General features: G+C 52.5%; 24 protein-coding genes. 12 read left to right on the top strand and 12 right to left on the bottom strand.

The annotated features are described in order from the left end of the window. Positions 1–2 precede the first annotated feature (2 nt). The 7 genes from ACMXD4_RS19410 to ACMXD4_RS19380 all read right to left on the bottom strand — a co-directional run bounded on the left by ACMXD4_RS19410 (position 3) and on the right by ACMXD4_RS19380 (position 5,109). The gene (locus ACMXD4_RS19410) at positions 3–1,262 is read right to left on the bottom strand and encodes a formylmethanofuran dehydrogenase subunit B (protein ID WP_415879117.1); all 1,260 of its coding nucleotides are present in this window, start codon (positions 1,260–1,262) and stop codon (positions 3–5) included. A gap of 9 nt (positions 1,263–1,271) precedes the next feature. Further along, positions 1,272–1,649, bottom strand: coding sequence for a 4a-hydroxytetrahydrobiopterin dehydratase (locus ACMXD4_RS19405; protein WP_415879116.1), 378 nt, complete (start codon positions 1,647–1,649; stop codon positions 1,272–1,274). 191 nt (positions 1,650–1,840) lie between these two features. Beyond that, the gene (locus ACMXD4_RS19400; protein WP_033159156.1) at positions 1,841–2,224 is read right to left on the bottom strand and encodes a ClpXP protease specificity-enhancing factor; all 384 of its coding nucleotides are present in this window, start codon (positions 2,222–2,224) and stop codon (positions 1,841–1,843) included. Beyond that, positions 2,221–2,829, bottom strand: a complete 609-nt coding sequence (locus tag ACMXD4_RS19395) for a glutathione S-transferase N-terminal domain-containing protein (RefSeq protein WP_211555157.1) — start codon at positions 2,827–2,829, stop codon at positions 2,221–2,223. The genes ACMXD4_RS19400 and ACMXD4_RS19395 overlap by 4 nt, the downstream gene beginning before the upstream one ends. 174 nt (positions 2,830–3,003) lie before the next feature. Beyond that, on the bottom strand, positions 3,004–3,645 hold the full coding sequence (locus tag ACMXD4_RS19390) for a DUF47 domain-containing protein (protein WP_319961891.1): 642 nt from the start codon (positions 3,643–3,645) through the stop codon (positions 3,004–3,006). A gap of 14 nt (positions 3,646–3,659) precedes the next feature. Beyond that, entirely contained in the window at positions 3,660–4,694 is a 1,035-nt protein-coding gene (locus ACMXD4_RS19385; RefSeq protein ID WP_415879115.1) for an inorganic phosphate transporter, read from the bottom strand. 22 nt (positions 4,695–4,716) lie between these two features. Next, on the bottom strand, positions 4,717–5,109 hold the full coding sequence (locus tag ACMXD4_RS19380; protein WP_171697561.1) for a glycine zipper family protein: 393 nt from the start codon (positions 5,107–5,109) through the stop codon (positions 4,717–4,719). A gap of 161 nt (positions 5,110–5,270) precedes the next feature. Between ACMXD4_RS19380 and rpmH the strand changes: the two genes are divergently transcribed. The 5 genes from rpmH to mnmE are packed head-to-tail and all read left to right on the top strand — an operon-like array spanning position 5,271 to position 9,053. Further along, entirely contained in the window at positions 5,271–5,405 is a 135-nt protein-coding gene (gene rpmH, locus ACMXD4_RS19375) for a 50S ribosomal protein L34 (RefSeq protein WP_020483365.1), read from the top strand. Then, positions 5,406–5,774 carry a ribonuclease P protein component gene (gene rnpA, locus ACMXD4_RS19370; protein WP_415879114.1) on the top strand — a complete coding sequence of 123 codons (369 nt, stop codon included), beginning with the start codon at positions 5,406–5,408 and terminating at the stop codon, positions 5,772–5,774. It begins immediately after the preceding gene. Continuing rightward, on the top strand, positions 5,756–5,980 hold the full coding sequence (yidD, locus tag ACMXD4_RS19365; protein ID WP_081733834.1) for a membrane protein insertion efficiency factor YidD: 225 nt from the start codon (positions 5,756–5,758) through the stop codon (positions 5,978–5,980). The genes rnpA and yidD overlap by 19 nt, the downstream gene beginning before the upstream one ends. A gap of 2 nt (positions 5,981–5,982) precedes the next feature. After that, a complete protein-coding gene (gene yidC / locus ACMXD4_RS19360) occupies positions 5,983–7,713 on the top strand; it encodes a membrane protein insertase YidC (protein WP_033159162.1) in 1,731 nt (576 codons plus the stop codon). After that, positions 7,713–9,053, top strand: coding sequence for a tRNA uridine-5-carboxymethylaminomethyl(34) synthesis GTPase MnmE (mnmE, locus tag ACMXD4_RS19355; RefSeq protein WP_415879113.1), 1,341 nt, complete (start codon positions 7,713–7,715; stop codon positions 9,051–9,053). Before yidC ends, mnmE begins: the two co-directional genes overlap by 1 nt. Before the next feature lie 18 nt (positions 9,054–9,071). Here the strand turns inward: mnmE and ACMXD4_RS19350 are convergent, their stop codons facing one another. Continuing rightward, positions 9,072–9,467 (bottom strand): hypothetical protein, encoded by a 396-nt coding sequence (locus ACMXD4_RS19350; RefSeq protein ID WP_033159164.1) that lies wholly within the window; start codon positions 9,465–9,467, stop codon positions 9,072–9,074. A gap of 110 nt (positions 9,468–9,577) precedes the next feature. Further along, positions 9,578–11,185: a SagB/ThcOx family dehydrogenase gene (locus tag ACMXD4_RS19345; RefSeq protein ID WP_415879112.1), complete on the bottom strand. Its 1,608-nt coding sequence runs from the start codon at positions 11,183–11,185 to the stop codon at positions 9,578–9,580. Positions 11,186–11,611: 426 nt separating this feature from the next. Between ACMXD4_RS19345 and ACMXD4_RS19340 the strand changes: the two genes are divergently transcribed. Together ACMXD4_RS19340 and ACMXD4_RS19335 are read left to right on the top strand one after the other, a co-directional pair. Then, a complete protein-coding gene (locus ACMXD4_RS19340) occupies positions 11,612–12,850 on the top strand; it encodes a PepSY-associated TM helix domain-containing protein (RefSeq protein ID WP_415879111.1) in 1,239 nt (412 codons plus the stop codon). Between the two features lie 115 nt (positions 12,851–12,965). Next, positions 12,966–15,047, top strand: a complete 2,082-nt coding sequence (locus tag ACMXD4_RS19335; protein WP_415879110.1) for a TonB-dependent receptor — start codon at positions 12,966–12,968, stop codon at positions 15,045–15,047. A 53-nt stretch (positions 15,048–15,100) separates the two neighbouring features. Here the strand turns inward: ACMXD4_RS19335 and ACMXD4_RS19330 are convergent, their stop codons facing one another. Next, the gene (locus ACMXD4_RS19330) at positions 15,101–15,370 is read right to left on the bottom strand and encodes a nitrogen fixation protein NifZ (RefSeq protein ID WP_171697569.1); all 270 of its coding nucleotides are present in this window, start codon (positions 15,368–15,370) and stop codon (positions 15,101–15,103) included. Between the two features lie 195 nt (positions 15,371–15,565). Here ACMXD4_RS19330 and ACMXD4_RS19325 point away from each other — a divergent pair, with 195 nt between their 5' ends. The 4 genes from ACMXD4_RS19325 (at position 15,566) to ACMXD4_RS19310 (ending at position 18,446) form a co-directional block, all read left to right on the top strand. Then, positions 15,566–15,922, top strand: coding sequence for a HesB/IscA family protein (locus tag ACMXD4_RS19325; protein WP_033159169.1), 357 nt, complete (start codon positions 15,566–15,568; stop codon positions 15,920–15,922). 18 nt (positions 15,923–15,940) lie between these two features. After that, positions 15,941–16,852, top strand: a complete 912-nt coding sequence (gene nifU, locus ACMXD4_RS19320) for a Fe-S cluster assembly protein NifU (RefSeq protein WP_020483356.1) — start codon at positions 15,941–15,943, stop codon at positions 16,850–16,852. Next, positions 16,845–18,059, top strand: a complete 1,215-nt coding sequence (gene nifS / locus ACMXD4_RS19315) for a cysteine desulfurase NifS (RefSeq protein ID WP_415879109.1) — start codon at positions 16,845–16,847, stop codon at positions 18,057–18,059. Before nifU ends, nifS begins: the two co-directional genes overlap by 8 nt. 126 nt (positions 18,060–18,185) lie before the next feature. Beyond that, a complete protein-coding gene (locus ACMXD4_RS19310) occupies positions 18,186–18,446 on the top strand; it encodes a hypothetical protein (protein WP_033159171.1) in 261 nt (86 codons plus the stop codon). Between the two features lie 184 nt (positions 18,447–18,630). On the opposite strand, the gene ACMXD4_RS19305 is transcribed toward ACMXD4_RS19310, so the two are convergent. Beyond that, on the bottom strand, positions 18,631–19,257 hold the full coding sequence (locus ACMXD4_RS19305; protein ID WP_216614798.1) for a hypothetical protein: 627 nt from the start codon (positions 19,255–19,257) through the stop codon (positions 18,631–18,633). Positions 19,258–19,521: 264 nt separating this feature from the next. Next, a complete protein-coding gene (locus tag ACMXD4_RS19300) occupies positions 19,522–20,271 on the bottom strand; it encodes a hypothetical protein (protein WP_171697571.1) in 750 nt (249 codons plus the stop codon). 410 nt (positions 20,272–20,681) lie between these two features. On the opposite strand from ACMXD4_RS19300, the gene nifV reads away from it, so the two are divergent. After that, on the top strand, positions 20,682–21,806 hold the full coding sequence (nifV, locus tag ACMXD4_RS19295) for a homocitrate synthase (protein ID WP_171697572.1): 1,125 nt from the start codon (positions 20,682–20,684) through the stop codon (positions 21,804–21,806). Position 21,807 lies beyond the last annotated feature (1 nt).

Genomic DNA, 21,807 nt, shown 5'->3' with positions numbered 1-21,807 from the left:
TCCTAAAGTGCTTGTTCGATAGCGGTCAGGACTTCGGCGGTACTGGGCAGGCCGGAGTCGCGCAATTTTTTCAGGCGGATCGCCACCACATTGTCCAGGCGGTAAGCGTGGCCGGAGTGGTCGATGCCGGGGGTGCCCACGGGAATAAACACATCCGGTTCTTTCTCAAACTTCATGCCGGAGCGGGCGATGACGATAGTCGGTAAGTGGGTTTTTGGGGGCAGTGCACTGCTGTTAAACGCCTGAACCCACAGCAAGGCATCGGCTTCGCCGTTACTTAGCAGTGTTTGGCTGTCGTAAAGATAAGGATCGTACTCTGGGTAGCCACGGGCAAAATTGACGCGCGCGGGGTAGCCGGTAGTCCAGCCGCAGACTTGGTTGGCGGTTTGGTCGCCTTCCTTGCCGCCCAACGGAAAACCGGAGCAGCGGGTGCCGGCTTGGTTAAGGTCTTTAACGATATTGCACAGCGTTTGCACGGTTAGCTCAGCTTGATCGAATGCCAATGCCGCCGCACCCCATAGAATGACACCATACTGTGCGGCCTTCAGTTTGTCGGCGATAAGCTGTAGTTCGCTAATGGCGATGCCGGCGACACTTTGTGCGTGTAACAAGTGGCCTTTAACCAGGGCCGACAATGCGGGTGTTACTTCTGGTAAATCGGCGTCCGCGCAATTTAGAACGGTGGCTTTTTGGCCGGACGGCGATGTCGAGGCGTTTCCGGAGGGGGCTTTGCCCAGATAAATAATTTCCCGGTTGGCCGTGTTGTCGAGGAACATGGCTTCCTCATTCCACACATACTTCTCGAAAAAACGCGGGGCAAAGGCCTCCAGATCGGTGCCGACCACCAGCAATAAATCGCAACGGTTTTTCAGTTCGGCTAACGTGGTATTCATCCAGCCGGAGTCCTGCAAAGCCAGTAAATTGCGGCGTGCGTTATTAAAATTGAGGTTATCGACCACCGCGCCGCTTTTGTCGGCTAAAGCCAGCAATGCGCGCATGCCGTTGACGTCGGTGGCGCAGCCGCCGATCACAGGTTGATGGGTGTTTCGTAGCAATTCCGCAGCTTTAGTGGTCGCCGCTTCCAAACTCGCTGCCTGCCCGGCAATGCGCGGCACGGTGTCCGCTATGGCTTGTTCGAATGCCGGTGTATTAACCGAGCAACCGTTTGCGGTCACTTTCAAGGTTGTGCCGTCCACCTGTATGCTCAGGTCGTCGGTACCCATGCCGCAAAAAGGGCTGGGTACCTCGGTTATTTCAGTCATGGAAAGTCCTCAATCTTTTTTAATATATTTGAATCGTGGATCGTCGGGCGTGCCTTCCAGGATGCCGGCGGAAGTTTCTGCCGCATCCCACATCAACACGTCCTCAATTTTTTGGGCTAACAGAAAATCTTTATCGGTGATGCCTTTTGCCGAATGCGTGACCAACTTGACGATCACAAATGCGTACGAAACGGTTAAATCCGGGTGATGCCAGGCTTTTTCCGCCAAGTGGCCGACGGTGTTGGCCACCATTAAAGTCGCTTTCCAGCCGCTGGTTTTGATTTTGCGACGAATCCAGCCGTTTTCGTAATACCAGTGCGGCAGTTCCTGTGCTAAACGTTCGGCGATTTCGGTCTCGCTATAGACCTTGGCAGTATCGTGCGACATCGTTTATCCCCCGGATTGAAGTGACTCGGCATTCTATCGCACAGTTTAGTCGGTGTCTTTACGGTGTACAGGTGTTTGGCTGGATTTCAGTGCCAATTGTCGGCAACTGGAGGGGGCTTTTTTTAACTGGCTTGTTTAGGCGGGTTGAGGGAATGCCTCGGCGCAGAGGCATTCTTTTCGGCATGCGTTTGTTATTTGACCACTCTTAGTTGTGGTTTTTGCGGAGGTTTGGGCTCTGTCGGTGTCGGCGGGGTTTCGTCCTCATTCTCTTCCGGGTCGAAAATCATACCTTTGCCATTTTCTTTGGCATAGATGGCCAACACCGCTTTGCACGGCGCGATAATGCGCATGGGTTTGCCGGCAAACCGGGCGTTGAATTGGATTTCTTCATTGCCGAGCACCAAACCTTGAATGGCTTCCGGGCGCATATTCAATACGATTCGGCCATCTTCCACGAAGTCGCCCGGCAGCGTTACGCCGGGGTAGTCGGCGTTGACCAAAAGATGGGGGGTCAGGCTGTTGTCGACGATCCATTCGTAGATGGAGCGAATCAGATAGGGTTTAAGTGGGGTCATTTGCTTGGGGCTTGCATCATGTCTTTTTCTTCGCGGCTCAGGCTTTCTTGAAAAGCCCGTCTGGAGAAAAGTCGGTTGGCGTAGGCGGTGATGCCTTTGCCTAGGCCGGCAATGTCAATACCGATGCTGGGAAGTCGCCACAAGAATGGTGCCATCGCACAATCGATCAGAGAGTACTCGTCGCTCATAAAATACGGTGTCGCTTCAAATACCGGTGCGGCAGCCAGTAAGCTTTCCCGGAGTTGTTTTTTAGCCTTGGCGGCTTTTTTGTCACCGTTGACCAGCACGTCATCCAGCAGCGGATACCACTCCTGATCAATGCGTTTGATCAGCATCCGAGCGTTGGCGCGGGAGACCGGGTCCATTTGATGCAAGGCGGGGTGCGGGAAGCGTTCATCCAGGTATTCCATGATAATGCGGGCGTCGTACAGTACTAGGTCGCGTTCCACGAAAGTCGGGGCATTACCGTTGGGGTTCAGTTCCAGCAGATCTTCCGGCGGGTCATTCGGGTCGAAAAACTCAACTTCCGCTGGCACGCCTTTTTCGTATACAACTAGCCTGGCGCAGTGGCTCATTATGCAGGCTGGTGATGAAAAAAGAGTCATTGCGGATTTTCGGCTGGTGATGTTTGCCACGAAGTGAACCTCTTTGAGTAACAGGATTTAAACCGGGGCAGATTGTAGCATGGATGTTGGGGCTTTTGGGGGCGATGCCGGACGCATTCGGCCGTTGAAAATAACGGGCTGCACCCGGCTATTTTAAACGGCTTGCCGCACTATTCAGCCCAGTTTGACGATGATGTCTTCCAGTACATTCGCGGTGGCATGAACCTTGTCGGCGGCATTGGACAAATGCCGGTAAAGTTCGCGTTGTTTAAACATATTCAAGTAGTCATCGCCTTGGAATAAATCGGCGATGGCCTTGCGGTACATCTTCTCGATGCGGCGCTCCGAGTGGCGGGCGGCAAAAGCGTGCTGCTCGGCCTCGGCAGGGTCTTTGCCTAATACGGCGAAGCCGCGCTCCAGTGCTTTGATCCCCACTTGCAACTCAATGACCATCGCTTGCGAATGGCTGTCGGGGTTCAGTTCCAGGGCTTCCATCTCGTTATACGTGCTTTTGCAATAGGTAACGATGCTGTCCATAGAGGCGATGGCGCGATAAATGTCTTCGCGATCAATCGGTGTGGCAAACGAGCTGTTAAGTTCGTGCAGATTGTGCATGCGGATTCGGTCGGCTTCGTGTTCGTCTTCTTTCAACATCTTGCCGGCTTCGACTGATTCGCTGGCCATGAAACGGACCAGATTATCGACGGTGACGCAGACCTGCTGGCACTGTTGGTGCAGCAATAGATAGAAGTCGGCGGTTTTCGGGAATATTCTCTGAAACAGCCGGGAGGCCAGTGAAAGCTTGGGAGATGACATGAAGATTACAGCGGCTATTTGAGAAAGTAGTCGAATATCAGAAAACTGATGCAGGCGATCATGGCCGCGCCGGGGATGGTGATCAGCCAGGTTCGCAAAATTTCCAAGGCTTTTCCCCAGCGTACCGCTCTGGGGCGATCAGATGCACCAATACCCATGATGGCCGATGCTACAACATGCGTTGTGGACACCGGGGCGCCGAGTAGTGAGCTGCCGAAAATAGTCAGGCATGCGCTCAGTTGTGCGTTTAGCGCGTGGATTGGGCGGATTTTATAGATGGCAAAACCCAAGGTCCGCACGATACGCCAGCCGCCGGTCAATACGCCTGCTGTCATTGCGCTGGCGCAAAACAGCATGACCCAGCCGGGCACTTTAAAGTTGTCTATTTCTCCGCTGAGCAACAAAATCAAGGTCAACACGCCCATGCTTTTTTGCGCGTCGTTGGCGCCGTGCGAAAAGGCCAGCGCCGCGGCGGTCAGCCATTGGGCGTTACGCAGCTGCCGATTAATGCTTGGCGATGCGGACCGCAATAAGAACATCGTCAGTCGCTGAATGATAAAGCCCACCAGAAAGCCCAGGACGGGCGAGAGCAATAAAGCCAGTAAAATTTTACTGAAGCCATGTATGCGGCCTTCACTTAAAGCGTTGAATCCCCAATCTATGGGTTTGCTGCCTATGCCGATTAGCGTGGCGCCGATCAAGCCGCCCATCAGCGCGTGAGACGACGACGATGGTAAGCCGCGCCACCAAGTAACCAAATTCCAGAATACTGCGGCGAAAAGTCCGGAGACTACGATTAACAGCGCATCCGCTTTGGGAATGGAGGATAGATCCAGCAGGGTGCCGACTGTATTGGCGACGGCAGTTCCGCCTAGCAGCGGCCCCAGGAATTCGAAGATTGCCACCACCAAAACCGCCTGCACCGGCGTCATAGCGCGGGAGGCGATGACGCTGGCAATGATATTGGAGGCATCATGAAAACCGTTGGTGTAATCGAATACCAGCACAATGATGATCGCAACACCGATAAACGAAACCAATGCCTCCAAAATAGTGACGGCTTAACGCGGATTAATTGACGACGTTATGGCCGCGCTGTCTCAGGCAGTTGCGATAGGCATTTTTGTAGCGGTCGTTGGCTTGTATGCCCTGCTGAGCGCCGCCGCCGATACCGCCGGCCGCTGCACCAATGGCTGCACCGGTGCCGGGGTTGCCGACTACCGCGCCAATGGCCGCGCCGCCCGCAGCGCCTATCAAGCCGCCAACTGCTGCGCCGGTGGCAGTGTCTTTAACGGTGCTGGACGACTGCGAAGCCAGTTGCTCGCATTCCTGCATATCCTGATTCAAGCGGAACGCATTGGGATCGTTATAGGTGTCCACCGTGGGAGTCCAGCCGGTGGTGGTGGCGCAACCGGCGACTAACAGGCTGGTTGCTAAAATCGATTTAAGCGGTAATTTATGCATGACAAGTCTCCTTCATTAATGCTGAATGCATTGGTAGTGTTCCAGAGAGTAGTCCATTTTGCACTGTTTTGGAAATTTACAAGTCAAATTGACACTGGCAAGCCTGTCACGTATGATTCGCAGCCTTTTTTATCCGTTTTTATCACCAAAGGCAGTAGCACATGAAAAGAACTTATCAACCCAGCAAAATCAAACGCGCTAGAACTCACGGCTTTCGTGCCAGAATGGCTACTGTGGGCGGTCGCAAAGTGATCAATGCGCGCAGAGCTAAAGGCCGCGCATCGCTGACGGTTTAATTGTCGGCGGAAGATTTCGGCTTTCCCGATCAGTATCGGCTAGGGACGCCCGCTGAATATAAAAAGGTATTTACCAATCCCGTAAAATCCACAGATAAATATTTTACGGTATTGGCGACGCGCAACGTCCTGCCGCATCCGCGGTTGGGTTTGGCCATCGCAAAAAAAACTATAAAAAAAGCAGTCGCAAGGAACCGCATTAAAAGGGCTGTCAGGGAAAGTTTTAGATTACAGCGTCAACATATCGTCGGCATTGATATTGTTGTTTTGGCAAGAGGTGATGCAGCAAATGCAGCCTCGCCGATTTTGAGGAAGTCATTGGAAAGGCATTGGCATAAACTGGTAGATCGATGCGATTCCTGCTCATAACCCTGATCAAGGTTTACAAATACTTCATAAGTCCTTTGCTGGGACCCAGATGTCGTTTTTATCCCAGCTGTTCAAGTTATGGCTTAGAGGCAATCCAGATTCATGGTGCTTTCAAAGGCTCTTACCTCACGCTTCGACGCTTATTAAAATGCCACCCGTTTCATGAGGGTGGCATTGATCCTGTTCCGGAAAAATTGAGTAAATAACAATGGATAACATAAGATTTGTACTGGTCATGGCGATGTTGATGATCTCCTACATGCTGTGGGAATCGTGGCAGATCGATTACGGCCCCAAGCCGCAGGCCCTGGTTTCTGATAAACCCGTATTGGCTGGCGATGCAGCAACAGTGTCCCCCGGACAAACGGCGGGAGATGCCCGGGCTGCTGCGGTGCCGACTGTCGCCCAAGTAGCGGCTGAAAATGTTATCAAAGTCAAAACCGATGTTTTCGAGCTGGAAATCGATCCTCAGGGCGGCACATTACGCAATCTGGATTTGTTGAAATATCCGCACGAGAAAATCAACACCGTAGTCGACAAAGCTTATGCCCTGATCGGCATGACGCCTCCGGAGAAAAACCTAAATCCGATTCGGTTGTTCGACAGCAATCCCGACAGCCTGTACCTTGCCCAAAGCGGCCTGATTGCCAATGCCAATTCCTTGGCTGCCCCCGATCATAAAAGCCTGTTCACCGCCGAAAAAACCGAATATCAGTTGCTTGATGGGCAGGACGAGCTGAGAATCCCCCTGACCTGGACTAACCCACAGGGATTGACGGTCACCAAAACATACACCTTCAAACGCGGCAATTATGCCGTTGGTCTGGAGCAAAAGGTCAGCAACCATTCCGCACAGGACTGGTCCGGCAAGCAGTACAACCAACTGGTGAGAACCCAGTACAGCGACAAAAGCAACAACAGCTTTATTCGGACATTCTCCGGCGGCGTGGTTTACACCGAAAAAGACAAATTCCAAAAAATCAAATTTGAAGATATGGCGGATGACAAGTACGACGTCAAAGCCAAGGAAAACGTGCACAGCAAAGGCGGTTGGAGTGGCATGATCCAACATTATTTTGCAGCGGCCTGGATTCCACCTGCCGATCAGGACGCCCAGTTTTACACCAACGATCTGAAGGATGCCCGTTTCCAGGTCGGTTCCTTATCCCCCGATTTGACGGTTCCAGCCAATGGCGAAGCCGTGTTTAGCAGTCAGTTGTTTGCAGGTCCGAAAATTCAGCCAATCATGGAAGCTTTGGCGCCAGGTCTGGAACTCACCGTCGATTACAGCTGGTTGACGCCGATTGCCAAAGGTATTTATTGGCTACTTAACCAAATCTACGGTTATGTCGAAAATTGGGGCGTGGCGATTCTGGGCGTCACCTTTGTCATCAAGGCCTTGTTCTTTAAACTGTCGAAAGCCAGCTTTCAGTCGATGGCCAAAATGCGCAAGATTCAGCCGCGCCTGAAAGAACTGCAAGAGCGCTATGGTGAAGACCGCCAGAAATTCAACACCGAAATGATGGCGATGTACAAAAAGGAAAAGGTCAATCCTTTGGGCGGTTGCTTGCCGATTATGGTGCAGATTCCGGTATTCATCTCCTTGTACTGGGTATTGATTGAGACCGTCGAAGTGCGTCAGGCCGATTTCGCCCTGTGGATTCAGGATTTGTCGGCGCAAGACCCGTTCTATCTGCTGCCGATTTTGTACGGCATCACCATGAAGATTCAGCAAAGCTTGAATCCGGCGCCTATAGATCCGCTGCAAGCCCAGGTGATGAAAATGTTCCCTATCGTGTTCACCGTGTTCTTCCTGTTCTTCCCGTCCGGTTTGGTACTGTACTGGATCTGCAACAACAGCTTGTCGATCATCCAGCAGTGGTATATCACTAAACATGTGCTTGAAGAGGATGCGCACAAGCATAGCGTAGTACCTTAATGCTGGGCGGCGACACCATAGCCGCCATTGCCACGCCGCCCGGTAACGGCGGCGTCGGCGTCATTCGCATCTCCGGGCCATCCGCGTCCGGCATCGCCCAACGCCTCACCGGCAAAACTCTTCCCAAACCCCGCTACGCTCAATTTGCCCATTTCCTTGATACCGATGGCCGAGTAATCGACAGCGGCTTGCTGCTGTATTTTGCCGCACCGGCTTCATTTACCGGCGAACAGGTTATCGAACTGCAAGGCCACGGCGGCAGCGTGGTGCTGGATATGCTGTTGCGGCGGGTGCTGGAACTGGGCGCGCGTTTGGCTAACCCCGGCGAATTTAGTCAAAGAGCTTTCCTAAACAACAAAATTGATCTGGCGCAAGCCGAAGCGATAGCCGACCTGATCAGCAGCGGCACCGAACAAGCCGTGCGCTCTGCGCAACAATCCATGCAGGGCGTGTTTTCCGAACAGATCAACGAACTGATAGACGAGTTGATCGAGCTGCGGGTGTTTATCGAAGCGGCCATCGATTTTGTCGACGAAGAAATCGACTTTCTCGGCGACGGTGTGGTGGCGGGGCGCATAGCACGCTTGCAAGTCAAGCTCGCCGACATCGGCAAAACCGCCCAGCAAGGCCGACTGTTACACGACGGCATGACCGTGGTATTGGCGGGCAAGCCCAATGCCGGGAAATCCAGTTTGCTAAACGCCTTAGCCGGTCACGACGCAGCGATTGTCACCGACATCGCCGGCACCACCCGCGATGTGCTGCGCGAACGCATTCAACTGGATGGCATGCCCTTGCATATCATTGACACTGCCGGCTTGCACGACAGCGATAACCCGGTCGAGCAGGAAGGTATCCGCCGTGCCCGCCAGGAAATCGCCAAGGCCGACCGGATTTTATTGTTGATAGACAGCACCGACCCGGACAGCGCCAGCTTGGATGCCAGCCTGCCGGCCAACATTGCGGTCACCAAAGTTTTCAATAAAATCGATCTGATCGGCGGTCAACCCAGGGTCATGGAAACTCAGCAAAGCACCGAAATCCATTTGTCCATCAAACATAAACTTGGTCTGGATTTACTGCGCCAACACCTGAAACAAAGCATGGGTTTTACGGAAAGTGCGGATAACGTATTTGTCGCCAGAACCCGCCACATCCAGGCCTTACAACTTGCCGCGCAAGCCTTGGACCGCGCCGCCGAGCAATTGCTGCATCAAGCCCACGAACTGGTCGCGGAAGAATTGCGCCAGGCGCAAACCAGCTTATCCGCCATCACCGGCGAATTTACCTCCGACGACCTATTGGGGGAGATTTTTTCCAGCTTTTGCATTGGTAAGTAAGCGACTGACGCGGACTTATCAATCGATTTGCTCCAATACCACCGGCTTGGCGCTAAAGACTTCGGCAACCAATTCCAATTGCGCGGCAAACAGCGGCAGGGTCGGAATTTTCCAGGCTTTGCCGGTGAATTTGGCCAGGATGTTGTTCAGCCAAGGCCGGTCGGAGCTGGCGTGGTGAATGATGAAACGGTAGGACTCGCCGTCGTTGAATACCGCAAAATCTTCCAGGGTCACTTCTATGGTGTGTTCCTCGCCGTATAGCCGGGTTTGCACATACACTTTGCGGGCATCGAGATCGAAGTTGAACTGCGTCAACTCGGCGATGCCTTTCATGATGATGTTCGCCCCCCAAATGATCAGCGCGTTGGGGGTTAATTTGATAACAAAACGGATTAAGCTGGACTTAAAACTCATGGCGGGCCTTTAGTGGTTGGCTGGGTAAAACCATGATTCTAAACATTGTCGGCGGGATTGTTGCGTAAATATTTCAACGATTGTCACTCAGGTGCCAAACCTCAAGCGAATCAGGTGCTGGCGGCCGACTCGCTCAAATGCGCGTACGCCGGAAAGGTTTGCAGCCGGCTGTCGTCCAGCGGTTCGCCGATGGTAAAGTGATACAGGCTTTGCCAGTCGTTATCTTTTAAACCCAACACACCGTGCACGGCATCGTCAAAAAAACAGCCGATGCCGGTGCCGCGCACGCCGGCGGCTTCCGCTTCCAGGTATAAAATCTGCCCCAGTAGGCCGCTTTCCCAGAACAGCCGCCGATAGCGCCAAGCTTCGGTGTCCACATTGTCGGCAAAGCGCGCCAACATCCCTAAGCTGAACGCGCTGTCGCTGGCGATGGGTTGGTGGCAGGACAGGGTTTTTGCGGCTTGCCTGACGCTGCCGGCCGTCAGCCGATAAAATTCGAACGGTGCCTCGACGGTCTGCCATTCGTAATCGGCGGAACAAAGTGGTTTTAATTCCGCCGCCGCATCCGCCGTGCGCGGCAGCACGTATAAGCCCGGTTCCAGGCCGGCTACCCGATGCACGAATAGCACGATATTGACTTGCGCCGGCCAATTCCAGGCAGTAAACGGCGGTTTGGCGTTGGGCAGCAGCGCGGCCAGTATTCTGTGAAAATCGGCCAAGGGCAGCTCCGGGGATTTGCCGTTAAAGTGCTGCGCGCTGCGGCGTTGGCGAATCAACGCGCTGGCAGTTAGATTGTGGCTGGGTGCCGGTAAATCCAGGTTCGGCAGGGTTAAGCGTTCGGCAACTGTCGTCGGCTTGACGGCTTGGGCGGAGACTTCATCTATGATTGGCCAACGGTAAAAATGCCTGCCGCTCAAGCGCTCGGCCTTCCCGAACCATTCGGCGCTTTGGCTAAGGGCTGCTAAATATGCGGTGGAAAACTCACCGCCCGCCGTTTGGCTGGCATGCAGCCGGCAGAATAAATCCGGCGTTTCGTGTTCGGTCGCGACAAAATCCTCGCTACGATCCAGCCCCAGCCAGGCGGCGATGTCGGCATCGGCAGTCTCGCTCAGCAATTCTATCGACCAACCCAAGCAGGCGGCGGCATAACTCAGCGCGGCCAGTGCATGACCGATGTCGTGTTGGCAGTAGCGAAAGGCCCGTTCACCGTATTTCCAGGCTTCCCGCCAATGAATTGAGGAAAGGCCAATATAAACCTCTTTAGCTACCGTTTCCGCAGTAAACCGGCTGCGCCGCTCCAGATGATGATCGTGACTGACGTAGTGATAGACGCCGGCTTGTAATAGATCCGGATCGGTACAAAGCACATAAGCTTCGGTGGGATGCAAATTACCGCTGGACGGATTACAGCGCAAAGCCCAGCGGTCCGGACCAAACTGCTTCCAGGCCGACAAACCGAACGATAATTCCAATAACAGGCCCAGATTGGTCCGGTTTAACGGCTGCGGCGCTATCCGGTCCGGTTTATCCAAGTCCGCAAACAAGCAGCTAAGCTCGACACCAGGTGGCGGTAGTTTCACCACTTCACAACCGCTAAAACGCCGAAACGGATTGGGCTGATCGTCCCAATCCAAAGACTCCGGGCCTTTGGCGTAGGCGTTTAATTGGTGTTTGGTACGGTTGTGGTAGCTAATGACAGCGTCTGCAAGGTTGTTCATTGGGTTCTCTCTATACATTCAATGCTGTGTGGATGGAGCGGAGTATTTTCTGAAAATTAGCAATGTTCAGCATGTTTCGTGCCTGATCTCCCGCGATTAAATGGGCTGCCTTCCGGTGGTTTAAAGTCCCAGGCTCGCAACAGAAATATTCGCGTTCTTCAAGGTAAGCAAGTGTTGGTGGATATCCACTGTATGGCTGTCTGACGCTTGGTTAATTAACATAGTTTCGATAGAAAGGGATGGCTGTTGGCGCTGAAAAATTTTATAAATCCCTGCTTTTTATGGGTATTTTTTGGATGGTCTTGTTTTTGCTTTCGTTGGGTTCGATAGTTTAGCAAGCATCCGGCTTGCGCTTTGGTCCGAATGAGGTGCTGGGTAGACAGCACTAATTTATTCAGCGTAGTTAAAAGGTTCGGGAGCGTCGCAATGTCCACAAGTTATCCTTTTGTGTCGGAACAAAAATTGTCCGACAAATTAGTTTCGGGGTCCTTTCTAGGCAATTTCAAAACCGCTTTCAAGAAAATCACTCTGCGCAAGTGTCTGTTGAAATTGCATCTGTATATTTCCTTGTGGTTGGGTACGCTACTGGTGATTGCCGGGGTTACCGGCAGCCTCTTGGTTTACGAGCATACTCTGGATAAGTGGCTCAATCCCGACATGATGAGCGTGGCCGTTGGCGAACGCTGGTTACCCATTGCGGATTTAGTGGCAATCGCGAACCGCGTCTCGCCCATTTCAGAGCCACCCTCCCATCTACAGATGCCGGAGGACCCGAGCGAAGCGCTCATCGTGCGTTATCAAGCGGCGGCGATGCCGGGCCACAAGGGCCACAATCATCACTTTCACGAAGTTATGGTGAATCAGTACACCGGTCAGGTGCTTGGCGACCGGGATAGAAACGACGCCTTGATGACATTTATTTTGCGCCTGCATTTCAGCCTTTTGGCGGGTGATTTCGGTAAGCTGGTCATGGGAATTACCTCCTTGTTGACCTTGGTATTGACGGTTACCGGCATTTATTTGTGGTGGCCGAAACTCGGCAAAATCAAGCAGGCTTTTCTGATTAAACGTAACGCCAGCTCCACGCGCTTTAATTTCGATCTACACAAAACCACCGGTATCTATACGGCTATAGTCATGTTGGCAGTGGCCTTCTCCGGGGTGTATTTCAATCTGCCGCAGTTGTTTAAACCGGCGGTTAATTTTTTCTCACCTCTCGAAGACATGCCGCGCGGTATCAAATCAACAGCAAATGGCGGCACGGTAATTCAACCGGAGATAGTCAAGGCCAATATTCAAGCCGCGTATCCAGGGATTCAGATTCAACGGATTTTCCTGCCGGTCGGTGAAAACGGCAGTTACATGGTCTCTGCTCGGCAGTCCGACGAACTGCGCAGCAAAGGCTCTACCAGCTTTTGGGTCGATCAATACGACGGCGCGATTTTGGCGGTGCGCGACCCGAAAAAATTCAACGCCGGTAACGCTTTTATCAATTTGCAACTGCCTTTGCATAACGGCGAGATTCTCGGTACTCCAGGGCGCATCGCGGTACTAGTGGCGGGGTTTGCGCCGTTAGTGATGATGGTAACCGGCCTGATCCATTGGTTGAAAAAGCGTAAAGCTAATCGTGCGCGTCGAGCCGGTTTGAAAGCCGCCGCTATCTAACGTTTTTCCCACGATGACCAACTAACAAACTCCGGCGCGTGCCTGCGCGCCGTTGAGGAGCTTTTGTGCTCAATCCCGACCCTTCCGTAAACTTTAAAGGACTTTGAGGCTATCAATGTTACCTATTCGTGCCACCACCAAAAACATTGCTGTGGTATTACCTTTGATCATGCCGTTGAATTTGGCCGCTGTGGAAAAAGCGCCTGATGAGCTGGATGAAATGGTGATTACCGCAACCAAAACCGAACGCAGTATTCGCGATGTATCGGCTACGGTGACAGTGATCGATAGGGAGCGTATCGAAAAATCCAACGCGACAACCGTCGATCAACTACTCAAGGGCGTGCCGGGTGTGTATGCCAGCCGCATGGATGCCTCGTCTCCCAATCGGATTGCCCAGACCTATACCCGAGGCCTGCCGGGCAATGGCCGCACCTTGGTATTGATCGACGATGTGCCTATGAATGTGTCCTACGACAGTCAGGTGGATTGGTCGCAACTGGGCACTATTGACGTGGATCGAGTGGAAATTGTCAGAGGCGCCGGTTCGGCCCTTTACGGCAACCATGCGATGGGCGGTGTAATAAACGTTATTTCTAAAGCGATTACGCCCGGCGTGAAAGGCAAAGTGGATAGCGAATACGGCAGCATGGAAACGATCCGTGAAGCAGGTATCGTCTCTTACGGCGGCGAGCACAGCGGCGGTTCGGTATCAACCAGTTATTTGGAAAGCGACGGCTATAACATGTGGCGTCCGTATACGAGTGTGGCTGCCATTCCCTTATCGCAACGCGATAAAACCGGCACACGTAAGACCAATGTAGGCGCCAAATTTACGCACGAATTTGATGCCTCTAATCTGCTGGATCTGAGTTTTTCCTATTTGAGCGACGTTGCAACAGGCTTATATCGAATTCCTGATTATATAGCCCAAGATAGAGAGCAATATCTGGGTTCGGCACGTTATCGCTATTTGGGGGAGCGTTCTGAAGCCACGTTAGTCTTATACAGCCGTATTGGCCGAATGGATGCCGATAGTGCAAACGCTGCCAATGCAACCAGTCCGGATGTGGCCCGCCCCGGCACGATGGCCGCCAGTCTGATTTCCTATCGCGGCGATTTTGACGATATGGAAGCAGGTATTCGCGCGCAATATAGCCATTACATAGGCAGCCATCACAAATTGACGGTGGGCGGACAACATGCAGACAGTCAAATGACCATGATTAACCAGTTTCCTGCGGAACGTGGCAGAGAACAGCTTGTTGAGGGCGGTATTCAACTGAGCGGCATATTTTTGCAAGACGAAATCAATTATGGACCGTTGAACGTAAGCTTGGCCGGGCGTTGGGATCTGTGGCAGACAGACGGCCAATTCAGAGATACCAAAACCAGTTTCCCTGGGCAAGGCCAATGGGGTAATCATGCGGAGGACTCGTTCTCGCCTAAGGGTGGGTTTTCGTACAAGCTCACCGATGATTTAGTGCTGCGCGGCTCGATAGGTCAGTCGTTTAACACCCCGGATGTTTCTCAGCTCTACGGCAATAGCAGGCGGGGTGGGACGACCGTGGCTTACGGTAACCCGTATTTGACTCCCGAAAAAGCCGTTTCCGGCGATATTGGCTTGGATTACTACTTTGGCCGGCAGGGATATATCAAAACCACGATCTATAATACGACTGCGGAGGATTTTATCGCCACAGTGCAACGAAGCGGCGCGACGGTCGGCACCACCGACAAAATTAATATCGGCGCCATTCGGGCCGAGGGTGTTGAGGTCGAAGGGATGTGGAAGCTAGGCGATTTCCTGACTTTGTACGCGAGTTATACCAAGAACGATTCGATTGTCACCAAGCACGATAGGAATCCTAATTTGATCGGCAAGCAACTTACCAATGTGCCGCAAGATCAAGGTAGTTTGCGGGCTGATGTTAGCCTGCCTTACGGCTTTTCGGTTTTCGGTGCTTTTAATTACGTTGGCGACCGATACTTTACCGAGACCAATTTACCTACCGCACCGGGCGGCTCTGCCGTGTATAAAAGCTATGCAACCTACGATTTAGGGGTGGCCAAGACCTTAGTCAAGGATGTTATCGCCCGGATGACCTTCATGAATATCGGTAACGATAAGTATGAAGGTATCGGGTATATCGCGCCGGGCGCCACCATTACCGGCGGTATCAGCGCCAAGTTTTAAAATTGAACCGGCGCGAATAGGTTGTCGGGCGATTTTATAAGGGCGAAATGCGGTTAATGGGTAAGCAACTCTTTTTCCGGAACAACCAAGTCCTCGGTCCAGCACCCAATCGGCCGGCCCAGATTTAGATCCTGGTCTTCGAAGCGGACTAAAAACACGGTGAGTCCAGGATCTTCTTCAACATGTCCTTTCATCACGATCACGCCGCGGGCGCCTGCTTGCGCCAGCACTTCGCCTTCCTCGCTGTCCGGCATACTGCCATCGTCAATAATCGTATGCGCGGCATATACCACGTCGCCCAAATCCAAATCTTCTACGTTCATGCTGTGCTCCTGTGAGAGTTTTGTAGTAAAGCCGACAAAAACCTCGGGTTTGTTGTGAAACGGCGTGCCGATTAAGGTTGGCCTGCTGCTTTTGGCTGAGTAATTTCAGCGTCTTAGCTGAAATTTTCGCGTATGGCATGCAGGTTGCTTTAACTGTTTACAAGATCAATGCCAAACCGTTCAGGAGACTTAAAGATGATTACATTAACCGAAAGCGCCATCCAAGCCGTGGGTCGTTTTATCAGCAGTTCCGACAAGCCGACCGGTGGGCTGCGCATCGAAGTGACCGATGGCGGTTGTTCCGGTTTGTCTTATGGCATGAAACTGGAAGCAAAAGAAAATGCGGACGATACCGTCATCGACTGCGGCGCAGTCAAAGTATTTGTGGACCCGCTAAGCTTGCCCAGCCTGAATGGCATGTCCATCGATTTCGTCGACAGCCTGGAAGGTTCCGGCTTCAAATTTACCAATCCCAACGCGGTGAAAAGCTGTGCCTGCGGATCATCATTTACCACCGGCGAAAGCGGCGGCACACCAAAAACCTGTTCTTAAGCATTCGAGGAAATAGCTATGTGGGATTATTCAGATAAAGTAAAAGATCACTTCTTTAACCCTAAAAATGCCGGCGCGGTGGCGGGTGCCAACGCGATTGGCGAAGTGGGTTCCATCAGCTGCGGCGACGCTTTGCGGCTGACTTTAAAAGTCAACGACGACACTGAAGTGATCGAAGATGCCGGTTTCCAAACCTTCGGTTGCGGCTCGGCGATTGCGTCTTCTTCAGTGCTGACCGAAATCATTAAAGGCCTGACTTTAGACGAAGCGTTGAAAGTCACTAACCAGGACATCGCCGCCGAATTGGACGGCCTGCCGCCGGAAAAAATGCACTGCTCTGTGATGGGCCGGGAAGCCTTGCAAGCGGCGGTGGCTAATTATCGCGGCGAAGAATGGAAAGACGACCATGAAGAAGGCGCTTTGGTTTGTAAGTGTTTTGCCATTGATGCGGTGATGATTGAAGAGATGGTGTGGGCCAACAAACTACGCACTGTTGAAGACGTGACCAACTACACCAAGGCTGGCGGCGGTTGCGCGGCTTGCCACGAAGACATCGAAGCCATCTTGGAAAAAGTCCTGAAAGAGCGCGGCGAAACCTTCGATCCAAATGCGGCGCCGGTCGCCAAACCCGAGCCCGTGGTTGCCAAAGGCCCGTTGACCAATCTGCAACGCATCAAGAAAATCGAAGAAGTGATCATGTCTTTCCGGCCGCAATTGATGGCCGACGGCGGTGACGTCGAGTTGGTGGAAGTGGTGGATAAAACCGCTTACGTCAACATGACCGGCGCTTGCAATGGCTGCCAAATGTCCGCCATGACCATTGCCGGCATTCAGCAACGGCTGATGGAAGTGATGGGCGAGTTCATCAAAGTCGTGCCTGCCTCGCAAATGCCCAAGTTGGTGACGATAGAGGAGGCCAGTCATGCCTGATATTTATCTGGATAACAACGCGACCACCAAGGTGGACAGCGCGGTGGTCGATGTGATGATCCCGTATTTTACCGAGTTCTTTGGTAATCCATCGTCTATCCATCGTTTCGCCGACGGCGTGGCCAAGGCCATCAAGAAGGCGCGCTCGCAAGTGCAAGAGTTGATTGGTGCCGAGCACGACTCCGAGATTATTTTCACCTCCTGCGGCACGGAATCCGATTCCACGGCGATTTTGTCGGCGATCAAGGCTCAGCCCAATCGCAAGGAAATCATCACCACCTCGGTGGAGCATCCGGCGATTTTGGCTTTGTGCGAAAACCTGGAAAAAGATGGCTACACCATCCACCGCATGCCAGTGGATAAATGCGGCCGCTTGAATCTGGAAGCCTACAAAAATCTGTTATCCGATGAAGTAGCAATTGTCTCGGTGATGTGGGCGAACAACGAAACCGGCACCATCTTTCCGGTGGTGGAAATGGCCGAAATGGCCAATGCGGCCGGCGTGATGTTTCATACCGACGCCGTGCAGGCGGTCGGCAAGATTCCGATGATGCTGCAAGACACCAAAATCGATATGTTGTCGATTTCCGGGCACAAATTGCACGCACCGAAAGGTATTGGGGTGTTGTACTTAAAGCGTGGCACACGCTTTCGCCCGCTTTTGCGCGGTGGACATCAAGAGCGCGGCCGCCGAGCCGGTACTGAAAACACCGCGTCGATTGTCGGCTTGGGTAAAGCCTGCGAATTGGCGATGGAGCACATGGAATACGAAAACGTGCAGGTCAAAGCGATGCGCGACCGTCTGGAGCAAGGCATCGTTGCCGCCGTGCCGCACTGCTTTATCACCGGTGATTTAAACAACCGCTTGCCCAATACCACAGACATTGCGTTCGAGTATATCGAGGGCGAAGCGATTTTGATGCTGTTGAATAAAGCCGGTATCGCGGCTTCCAGTGGTTCGGCGTGTACATCGGGTTCATTGGAGCCTTCGCACGTGATGCGGGCCATGGATATTCCGTACACCGCCGCGCACGGCACCATCCGCTTTTCGTTCTCGCGCTACAACACTATGAGTGAAGTGGACGAAGTGTTGAAGGTGATGCCCAGCATCGTCGCTACCTTGCGGAAACTGTCGCCGTATTGGGACAGCATCAACAACGAACCGGTTGCCGATCCGGAACAGGCTTTCCAACCCACTTATGCTTGATTGAGTGTATTGATTGGTCGGGTTTGCAACGGTGCCCCTGAGGCCACGGGCAATTCGGCCAGTTTGGTTTTGAGTCAACGCCGCATAAACCGGTGTTGACACCAAAAATTTTCACTGAGGATTGTTATGGCTGAAACGCTTGCTGATTTACGCGCGGTATTATCCAAGATGGAAGCCGCATTGAGTTCCATCACCGAATTCAACGCCGAAGTGCTGGAGTTTGTTGATGTTCACTATTCGAGTTTGCTGAATGATCAAAAAGTCGTCCAGGTTTTCAAGAATGTCGGCGACGCCGAGGATGAACTGCAAAGACAACTGAATTTTCTGCGCTCGCGTTTGACTGCCGGCATAGCAGAATTTAAAGCAGTTTGTGAGGCGGAAGGCTGAACGCTGTAAGCCAGCAACTTGGATTAAATCGGTAGCGAAGACCTGGTTAACCCCCAGCAAATTGAGATAGTTCTGAGCCGTTTATTGCATTGAAGGGCATCCAATGCCGGCTTAAGCCTTTATCACAGAACCAAAAAAGGCGGTTGTTCAACCGCCTTTTTTGCATTTTGGCAGAGCAGTTCGCTCAAACCTTTCTGGTTTTTCGGTTAAGGCCCAAACCAACCAACGCACTGCCGAAAAGCCATACCGCACCGGGTACAGGCACAGCGGTGACATTGAAGTTGATATTGTTAATACCGTTGTTCCAATCGGTGCCCAGGATAATTCTAATCGAATGAGCAGTAACGCCAGGGGTGAAAGTATGAGGTGCGTCGCCGGGTACTGCATAAGGTGCATAATCGACAAAAATGTTGGTAGGGTTGGTACCATCAACCACTCTCAAGTCGCTCGCATTGCGAGTGAAATTTCCCGGCCCTGGATACGCAGCAACGTCGAAGCTTTCCAAGGTGACGCCCTGATTTGGATTGATTGCCGTCAGCGTAATGCTCAAAAGCAGTCCTGATGTATGAGCAAACGCCGCTGAGTTTAAAGTGGCATAACCGGCATTCCACAATAGAGCATCGTTATAAGCTGTTGTGCCATTGAGGTTCAGGCTGGAATACGATACCGCCACGTCCGCGGTAGAACCGTAACCTGCTGGAACCGGGGCGTAATTGTCGAACGGCTGTAGCGCATCGAAGTTAATCGTCGCGGCTTGTGCGTTGAATGCGGCGGTAATCAGTATTAACGGATAAAGCTTTTTGGATAACATCGGCGACCCCTTCAAACGGCGTAAAAATACGCCTATCAATTGACAGAAACTCAAGAACTGTAGGCGCTGTTCCTGATTCCGAGATTAAAAGCAAAATACGTTCCATTTTATATGTTGTTTGTTTTTACCAATAAATTCAATAGGTTGAGTTAGCAGGTATTGAGCAGTATTAGGATAATGCCATTTAAAACGTTGAGTGATGTAAAAAATGCCGACATCGGTATTGCGCAAGCGCAGACATCAAATTCGATATACCTTAGTCTGTTAGAGGATGTTTCGCGCAACCGCAGCAGTCAGGCCAGCCTTTTTACTGCTGCCAACCCAGCCGGCAAATCCGGAAATAAACAACCAAATACCTGCCGGAATCGGTACAGCCGCCGGTGCGGCTACGTCAAAGGCGATCTCGCCAATTTCCGAAACCAGATAGGCTTCGTAATAAGAGTTGATTTGTAAGCGCACATAGCGCGCTTCGCTGTCAATCAAGTCGAACACCGTTGCCGGGTAGGGTGGTGTGGGGTCCAAATCGCTGGGCATTTCGGGGTTGGTGAAGTCGCCGGCTTTATTGGACGTGGAAAAATCGGCTTCCAACGATGTGAACAAACTGATCGACGCGACGTTGGCGCCGCTGTTAGAGGCCATATTCCATAAAGCCATTTTCTGTACCTTGTAAATGGCCCCCAAATCGAAATCCAGAATACCGGTGCACGGGCAATACGCCGGGCTGATCCAGCCGTTACCGATTTCCGGGCCGGCACCAATATGTGTTGGGTTTAAGTTCATATAATCGGCAAACGCGGTGGCGCCACTGCTAAAACCGGCGGATAGACCGGATTGGTTAAACATCGGCTTTTCGTCGGTTTTGGCCGGAAATCCCGCAATACCCGAATAGTTGCCTATGGTGTTGTTGATCACCGCCACCGGTGACAAGATGGCGCCGGCTGCTGCCGGTTGTGCCAAGGTGACAATACCCAACAGGCCAAACATGCAAGCCCAACCATTTTTACGTGAAGTCATACGTGTTCCTCCTAAGTGATGTATCCGGAAACATGCTGAACAGGCGGCGCCGGCGCTACCTGCCGGGCCTCCAAGTCAAGAATGTAAGCTAGTAAAAATAATCAGTCAAAATATTTTCGAGGCCAATTTTTTGAATATAAGAAATGTATGTCGGCTTACTTTAACTACCAGTACGGTGGGCATTGTGGAATTTGCGTACCACTGGCGCAGGCTGCGAACAGACCATTGTCGGCTTTGCGACAATTTGCCTTTGCGGTTGCGAGGTTGTCTTGTCGATAGTCTGCCAATCACACAGTAAAGCCCAAGGATTCCGCAGATTTAGCAGTTGGCAAGCGAATTGCTTAATCACTAGCAAAGGAGTAGCCAATCTGGTTGCTCAGTTTTAGACACCGGCAGTATGAGGCTTGGCGATGACTTCTGATCCCCGCACCATCATTATCGACGACACCACGCTCCGCGATGGCGAGCAGTCGGCCGGCGTGGTGTTCTCGTTGGAGGAAAAGTTGGCGATTGCCAAGCAGTTGTCCGCGCTGGGTGTGCCGGAGTTGGAGATTGGTATCCCGGCCATGGGTGTACAGGAACGCGACGAAATCAAAGCCATTGCTCAATTGAAATTGCCTAGCAATTTATTGGTATGGTCCAGGATGCGTGAAGAAGATTTGCAACACTGCCTGGGCTTGGGCGTCGGTACCGTGGATTTATCGATTTCCGCCTCCGATCAACATATCCAACATAAACTGAAACAAAGCCGGGCTTGGGTGTTGGCTACCATTGAGCGCTGTGTGAAAACCGCGGTCGATGCCGGCATGCGGGTTTGCGTGGGGGCCGAAGATGCGTCTCGCGCCGACAGCGACTTTCTGGCGCAAATGGCCGAGGCTGCGCAAAGCGCCGGCGCGATAAGAGTTCGCTTTGCCGATACGGTCGGCATCATGGAACCGTTCGGCGTATTTGAAGCAATTCGCAAGCTGCGCGCCGTCACCGACATGGACATCGAAATGCACGCCCACGACGATCTGGGCTTGGCCACCGCCAATACTCTGGCCGCCGCATATGCCGGCGCTACCCACGTCAATACCACCGTCAACGGTTTGGGCGAACGGGCCGGCAATGCCGCGTTGGAAGAAGTGGTGGTGGGTTTGAAACAGCTGTACGGTTTTGAAACCGGTGTGGATTTGCGCAATTTTCCTGCTCTGTCCCATCAGGTGGCGACTGCGTCCGGCGACACGATAGGCAGCCGTAAAAGTTTGATCGGCCGCGACGTGTTCAGTCACGAAGCCGGCATCCACGTCGACGGCTTGCTGAAAGATCCCAACAATTATCAAGGCGTCGACCCTGCCTTGGTCGGCCGCAGTCACCAATTGGTGCTGGGCAAGCATTCCGGCAGTCAAGGCGTGATGCACGCCTACAAACAACTGGGCATCCAGATTAACCGCTGGCAGGCCGGCCGCCTGCTGCCGCTGATTCGCGAGTTTGTCAGTTTGCATAAACGCGCACCGCAATCGACCGATTTGAATCAATTTTTACACAGCCTATAGC

Origin of the sequence: Methylomonas sp. TEB (assembly GCF_047777895.1) — a bacterium.
GTDB lineage: Bacteria > Pseudomonadota > Gammaproteobacteria > Methylococcales > Methylomonadaceae > Methylomonas.
The sequence above is the reverse complement of the archived record's forward strand: the minus strand, read 5'-3'. Positions and strand labels throughout refer to the sequence as shown.